Below are 6,283 nucleotides of genomic sequence, written 5' to 3'. Positions count from 1 at the left end.
ATCAGCAGTTGAAGGAGGAACTTGGACTTGATCACTTCGAAGGGCGATCATGGCAAGGTCTTCATCGCCACGCCTTGATGACAATGATTGCCTACGCCTTCCTGCAACATCGTCGCCTCGCATACGCGGGGCGGAAAAAAAAGAATCAACGGGCCTCCGCCTCAGCCAACCATGCCAGCCGTACGTCACGCCATCGTCGATCTCATCCTTCGGCCGCCGTCTCAGCAGTGCCCATATTGCCGAAAGCAGATCCGTGAAAAACAGCGGCGAAAACACAATCTGCCAAAGTAGTGCTAGGGCATTTACACATCTCTTCGAGGCTAGAAAACCGACTCATCATCAAGGGGTTAGCTACTAGGCGAGAGCCGAAATCGGCGGGCGCAACCCTAGTGCAGATGGGTAAGTTCTCTGCGGTTTTCGGCCAACTCTTTGAGAAGACTCCGGAAAGACTGCGGAGGATATGTATATACGCTAGTGCGGAAGCAGGCACCCATACTCCGCGGCCGAAATTGTGAACAAAGTTCGTCGTTCCGCCGACATGCGATAATCAGCATTTGTGGTTATGGGTCACGGCTCGGAGGCCGGGACGACACCGCGTTTGTGGCACGGATCATCCAAGTTTCAGCTGTCCAACCCGCCAGGTCCCCGCTGCTTCCACTTGCCGCGCTGCACGCGGCTGCGTTTTTAGTTGCCATAGCAACTAAGCTGTGCGAGTTTCCGCACCCATAGGGACAGGGCCGGTCAACGGCCACGCGTTTGGGAGGAGAATGTTGCGCAGCACGGCGCCAACGGCACGCATGGAAGATCGGGCGAAGACCGTGGGGGCGCAGCGCGCCGCTCGTGGCCCGGCTGCGCCGTCAGGTCGTGCTTTGCCCGGTGACGGCGCCGAGATTCTCGTGCAGCCGGCGCAGCAGCTCGATCAGCACCTCGCGCTCGTCCTTTTTCAGACACGCCAGCAGCCGCCGCTCGCGCTCCAGCGCCGCGACGATGACCTTGTCGTGGATGGCGCGGCCGCGCGCGGTCAGTGTGATCGAATGGGTGCGGCCGTCGTCCGGCGCGGTGCGGATGGTCAGCAGGCCGCGCTTCTGCAATGCCGCGAGGTTGCGGCTGACCGGCCCCTTGTCGAAGCCGATCACCTGGCAGATCCGGGAGGCGGGAATGCCCGGCTCGATCGCCAGTTGCGAGATGATTCGCCACTCGGTGACGTTGACGCCGAAATTCTTCTGGTAAAACGCGGTGGCGCTGTTCGACAGCTTGTTGCCGATGAAGGTGATGAACGCCGGCACATAGCGATCAAGGTCCAGCAGCGGGCCGTCACTGGCGTCTGCGGGATCGGCCGGTCTCGGCCGGCGGGGCTTTCGGGGGAGGGGCTGGCTGCTCATCTCTCAAATCATCGCTGCGAAACTGTCCGGGAGCAATAGATATGCGGCCCGTGTTGACAAGATCAAACCTCGGGAGGTCCCGATGACTGCAACAGAAGCTGCGTCCGTCCCGCATCTCGACGTCGATCCGTTCGCGCTCGAGTTCTTCGCCGATCCATTCCCGACCCATGAGCGGCTGCGCGAGGCCGGGCCGGTGGTCTATCTCGACAAGTGGAATGTCTATGGCGTGGCGCGCTACGCCGAGGTCCATGCGGTGCTGAACGACCCCGCGACCTTCTGCTCCAGTCGCGGCGTCGGCCTCAGCGACTTTTCCAAGGAGAAGCCGTGGCGGCCGGCGAGCCTGATCCTGGAGGCCGACCCGCCCGCCCATACCCGGACCCGCGCCGTGCTGAGCACGGTGTTGTCGGCGACCGTGATGAAGCAGCTTCGCGGGCAATTTGCCGCCGCCGCGGAGGCCCGCCTCGATGCGCTGCTGGAGAAGCGCAGGTTCGACGCGATCGCGGACCTTGCGGAAGCCTATCCGTTGTCGATCTTCCCGGATGCACTCGGCCTGAGGCCGGAGGGCCGCGAGCATCTGCTGCCCTACGCCAGTCTGGTGTTCAATGCCTTCGGCCCGCCGAACGAGCTCCGCAAGGAGGCGATCGAGCGCTCGGCGCCGCATCAGGCCTATGTTGCCGAGCAATGCCAGCGCGACAATCTCACCCCGGGCGGCATCGGCGCCTGCATTCACGCCCATGTCGATACCGGCGCCATTACCGCGACCGAGGCGCCGCTGCTGGTGCGCTCGCTGCTGTCGGCCGGTCTCGACACGACGGTCAACGGCATCGGCGCCGCCGTCTACTGCCTCGCCCGCTTTCCCGACCAGTTCCAGAGGTTGCGCGCCGATCCGACGCTGGCGCGCAACGCCTTCGAGGAAGCTGTGCGGTTCGAAAGTCCGGTCCAGACTTTCTTCCGCACCACGACGCGCGACGTCGAGCTCAGTGGGGCCGGCATTCCTGAAGGCGAGAAGGTGCTGATGTTCCTGGCTGCGGCCAATCGTGATCCGCGCCGCTGGGAGCAGCCCGACAGCTACGACATCACCCGTCGTACGTCGGGCCACGTCGGCTACGGTTCGGGCATCCATATGTGTGTCGGCCAGCTCGTCGCCCGTCTCGAAGGCGAGGTGATGATGGCGGCGCTGGCGCGTCGTGTCGCCAGGATCGACATCACCGGCGAGCCGAAGCGCCTTTTCAACAACACGCTGCGCGGGCTCAGCAGCCTGCCGGTCGAGATCACGCCGGCCTGACGAAACATCGGAGCTGGCTGAGGAGCGAGGCAAGGGAGGAGACTATGAGGGGCTTCGGGGTTGGGCGATCTAGGATTGGACTTGCGCTGGCATTGGCCTGCGTCGCGGGCAGCGCACGCGCGGAGATTTCCGGCGACGTGGTCCGCGTCGGCGTGCTCAACGACATTTCCGGCATCTTCCAGGACACCAACGGCATGGGTTCGGTGGAAGCCGCGCGCATGGCCGCGGAAGATTTTGGCGGCGGCGGCAAGGGCATCAAGGTCGAGATCGTCTATGCCGATCACCAGAACAAGGCCGACGTGGGATCTGCGATCGCGCGCAAATGGCTCGATGTCGAAGGCGTCGATGCCATCGTCGACGTGCCGAACTCGGCGGTCGGGCTCGCTATCAACACCATCCTGCGCGATTCAAGGATGACGTTCCTGGCGTCGTCGACCGCGAGCTCCGATCTCACCGGTAAGGCCTGCTCGCCGAACACCATTCAATGGGTCAACGACGCCTGGGCCACCGGCAACACCACCGCGGCCGCGATGATGCAGCGCGGCGGCAAGGACTGGTATTTCGTGACCGTCGATTATGCGCTCGGCAAAGGCATTGAAGCTGAAGCGACCAACTACATCGAGAAGCACGGCGGCAAGGTTTTGGGCTCGAGCAAGCATCCGCTCGGCACGTCGGACTTCGCGTCGTTCCTGCTGCAGGCGCAGAGCTCGAAAGCAAAGGTGATCGGGCTCGCCAATGCCGGCGGCGACACCATCAATGCGGTGAAGCAGGCGGCCGAGTTCGGCATCCAGCAGGGCGGCCAGACCATGGTGGCGTTCCTGCTGTTCGTGAACGACATCCACGGCATGGGCCTGAAGGTCGCGCAGGGCCTGCAGCTGCTGGAAGCCTTCTACTGGGACATGAACGACGACACCCGCGCGTTCGCAAAGCGCTTCGCCGCGCGTCCCGGCATGAACGGCAAGATGCCGAGCGGCAACCAGGCCGGCGTCTACGCCTCGACGCTCGCCTATCTCAACGCGGTTGCCGCCACCGGCAGCGACGACGCCAAGGCGGTGGTGCCGCAGATGAAGACCTTCAAGGGCAAGGACAAGCTGTTCGGTGACACCACGATCCGCCAGGACGGTCGCGTCGTCCACCCGATGTATCTGTTCGAGGTGAAGAAGCCGGAAGAGTCGAAGTACCCCTACGACTATTACAAGCTGATCGCGACCATCCCGGCCGACCAGGCGTTCCGCCCGCTGGCCGATGGCGGCTGCTCACTGGTGAAGTGAGCTCTTCGCCGCGAATGCTGCTGCGCTCCCTCTCCCCTTGTGGGAGAGGGCTGGGGTGAGGGGTATCTCTCCACACGGCGTACGGACCGGAGAGACCGCAACCCCTCACCCGGATCGCATTGCGCTTCGCTTCATGCGATCCGGCCTCTCCCACAAGGGGAGAGGCAGACCGAATGTGCGATGCGCTGTTCGTGAACTCGCTACGCCGCCTTCGAACCCGCCACCTTCACCCGCGCCAGCATCTCGGCCGCCGTCATCACATGTGCGGTTGAGAATGCGAGGATCGTCAGCGTGGCGCGGTGTACCTCCTCGGCGGACAGCGCGCCCTGGCCGACATCGGGATAGTCGAACGTGCCGGTCGCGTCCGACAGGAAGACGACCTTGTAATTGTGGAACATGGCGTCGCGCGCGGTGGCGTGGCAGCAGTTCTCGGTCGTGGTCCCCGAGATGATCACCGTGGTGGTGCCCCATTCACGCAGGATGAGATCGAGATCGGTGGCCAAGAACGCGCTGTAGCGGTGCTTCTTGATGACATGCTCGCCGGGCGCGGGCGCGAGGTCGTTGAAGATCTCGACGCCCTCGGTGCCGTCGACCAGCGACGACCGGTCGGCGATCGGCGAATAGAGATCGTCATAGAGCCCCATGTCGCTGCCGTCGCGGCGATGCACATGCGCGGTGTAGACGACGCGGATGCCCTTGTCGCGGCAGGCCTTCAGGGTCTGTGCCAGCCGCGGCACCATGGCAGCGGCCTGCGCCGAACGCAGCTTGGCGCCCTCGGCCACGAAATCGTTCTGCATGTCGACAACGATCATGACGGTTCGCGCCGGATCGATGGTTTCGCATTGGTAGCCCATATGGTGCCTCCTCTCCTGGTGGGAGATATTTTCTACACCGGCTGCGGCGGCCGTTCTTGGCTGCGCCGGCCAGTCGCTGGTCTCTGCTTGCCAGAAGGGAGGGCTGGACGCAGAATGTCCCGCTGCCGGGTTGGGCGGGAGCAAGGTCCGATGCAGACCCCAGATCACACAGTCGTCGCGCAAACGCTTGTTGCGCCGGGTGACAGTTTCGACCGCTGGCATCACGTCACCTGCCGCGAATTCTCGCTGACCGAATGCCGCCGCGTCGCCGACGAGGCGTTCCAGGCGTCGATCTCGATCCGCCATCTCGGCCCGCTGGCCATCAACGACATCTGGTCGTCGACGCCGGCCGCCGACCGCATCCGGGTGATGCGCAGCGCGAGTGACGTCCGCAGGGATCCGCGCGACTATTTCATGCTGTGGCTCACGCTGCGCGGCGAGGTCAGCTTCGCCCAGGGCGGCCGCGACGTGCACATGCGCCGAGGCGATCTGATGCTGCATGACCAGGCGCAGCCGTTCACGCTCGAATTCGCCCCGAGCGCGCGCGCGATCATGGTGTCGATCCCGCGGCCGCTGCTGCTCGCACGCCTGCCGGATGCGCAGCGCCTGACGGCGCGGCGGGTCGGCAACGCGTCGAAAGTGGGAGCGCTGGCGGGATCGCTGATCCGCCGGCTGACGCGGCTCGATGACGCGGCCGGACCTGCAGCGATACGGCTTGGCGCGGCGGCGCTCGATATTTTCGCAACCACGCTGCAGACCGAGCTGACGGACGACGGGCTCCAGCGCGGCGACGAAAGGCTGGCGCGGGTCAAGGCCTACATGCTGGCCAATCTCGACGATCCCGGGCTCGATCTCGATGCGATCGCCACGGCGCAGAGCATGGCGCCGCGCACGCTCAATCGCCTGTTCGCGCGCGAAGGCACGACGCCGATCCGCTGGCTCTGGCAGCAGCGCCTCGCCGCCGCCTATCAGGCGCTGGCCGAGCGGCGCTTCAGCCATGTCACCGATGTCGCGCTGAGCTTCGGCTTCAGCGACGTCTCGCATTTCAGCCGCGCCTTCAAGGCCGCCTTCGGCCGCTCGCCGCATCAGGTGATGGGGTGAGGGGCTGCGGTTTGTTGCGTCGTGCACCGGCCCCAATCCGTCACCCTGAGGAGCGCGGAACGCGCGTCTCGAAGGGCGACGGCCCGGCTGGTGGCCGTGCATCCTTCGAGACGCGCGCAAGAGCGCGCTCCTGAGAGCCTGACTGAAAAATGGGTGAGTGATCTCAGTGGGGTGTGATTCCATCGGATTTGCAAAGATTCGAGGGAGAGCACGATGCCCTGGACCAAGATCACTCGGGAGCAATATCGGCGGGACGATCTGCGTTATGCAAGCGATATGACCGATGCGGAGTGGGCGCTGATCAGACGCCTGTTGCCGCGAGCGAACCGGCGCGGCCGGCCGCGTAAGACGGAGCTGCGTCGTGTGATCGAAGCGATCCTCTATATCGTT

General features: G+C 64.6%; 6 protein-coding genes and 1 pseudogene. 5 read left to right on the top strand and 2 right to left on the bottom strand.

Translation table 11 applies throughout. From position 1 onward, the window contains the following. Window positions 1-257, top strand: a pseudogene (locus J6525_RS45815) (IS701 family transposase); the annotation flags it as partial. Between the two features lie 600 nt (window positions 258-857). Here J6525_RS45815 and J6525_RS45810 read toward each other — a convergent pair. Beyond that, complete coding sequence (locus tag J6525_RS45810) at window positions 858-1,382, bottom strand: MarR family winged helix-turn-helix transcriptional regulator (protein ID WP_028340491.1); 525 nt, start codon at window positions 1,380-1,382, stop codon at window positions 858-860. A gap of 82 nt (window positions 1,383-1,464) precedes the next feature. On the opposite strand from J6525_RS45810, the gene J6525_RS45805 reads away from it, so the two are divergent. After that, a complete protein-coding gene (locus tag J6525_RS45805; RefSeq protein ID WP_225649544.1) occupies window positions 1,465-2,667 on the top strand; it encodes a cytochrome P450 in 1,203 nt (400 codons plus the stop codon). A gap of 44 nt (window positions 2,668-2,711) precedes the next feature. Beyond that, window positions 2,712-3,938, top strand: a complete 1,227-nt coding sequence (locus tag J6525_RS45800) for an ABC transporter substrate-binding protein (RefSeq protein WP_225649543.1) — start codon at window positions 2,712-2,714, stop codon at window positions 3,936-3,938. 200 nt (window positions 3,939-4,138) lie between these two features. Here the strand turns inward: J6525_RS45800 and J6525_RS45795 are convergent, their stop codons facing one another. Beyond that, complete coding sequence (locus J6525_RS45795) at window positions 4,139-4,792, bottom strand: isochorismatase family protein (protein ID WP_225649542.1); 654 nt, start codon at window positions 4,790-4,792, stop codon at window positions 4,139-4,141. Between the two features lie 150 nt (window positions 4,793-4,942). Between J6525_RS45795 and J6525_RS45790 the strand changes: the two genes are divergently transcribed. Together J6525_RS45790 and J6525_RS45785 are read left to right on the top strand one after the other, a co-directional pair. Continuing rightward, on the top strand, window positions 4,943-5,893 hold the full coding sequence (locus J6525_RS45790) for an AraC-like ligand-binding domain-containing protein (RefSeq protein WP_225649541.1): 951 nt from the start codon (window positions 4,943-4,945) through the stop codon (window positions 5,891-5,893). A gap of 213 nt (window positions 5,894-6,106) precedes the next feature. Beyond that, window positions 6,107-6,283 (top strand): transposase (locus J6525_RS45785; protein WP_225649198.1); only part of this gene is annotated, 177 nt, incomplete at its 3' end.

It is taken from the genome of Bradyrhizobium australafricanum (assembly GCF_020329495.1).
GTDB lineage: Bacteria > Pseudomonadota > Alphaproteobacteria > Rhizobiales > Xanthobacteraceae > Bradyrhizobium > Bradyrhizobium australafricanum.
This window is presented reverse-complemented; position numbering and strand designations above follow the sequence as displayed.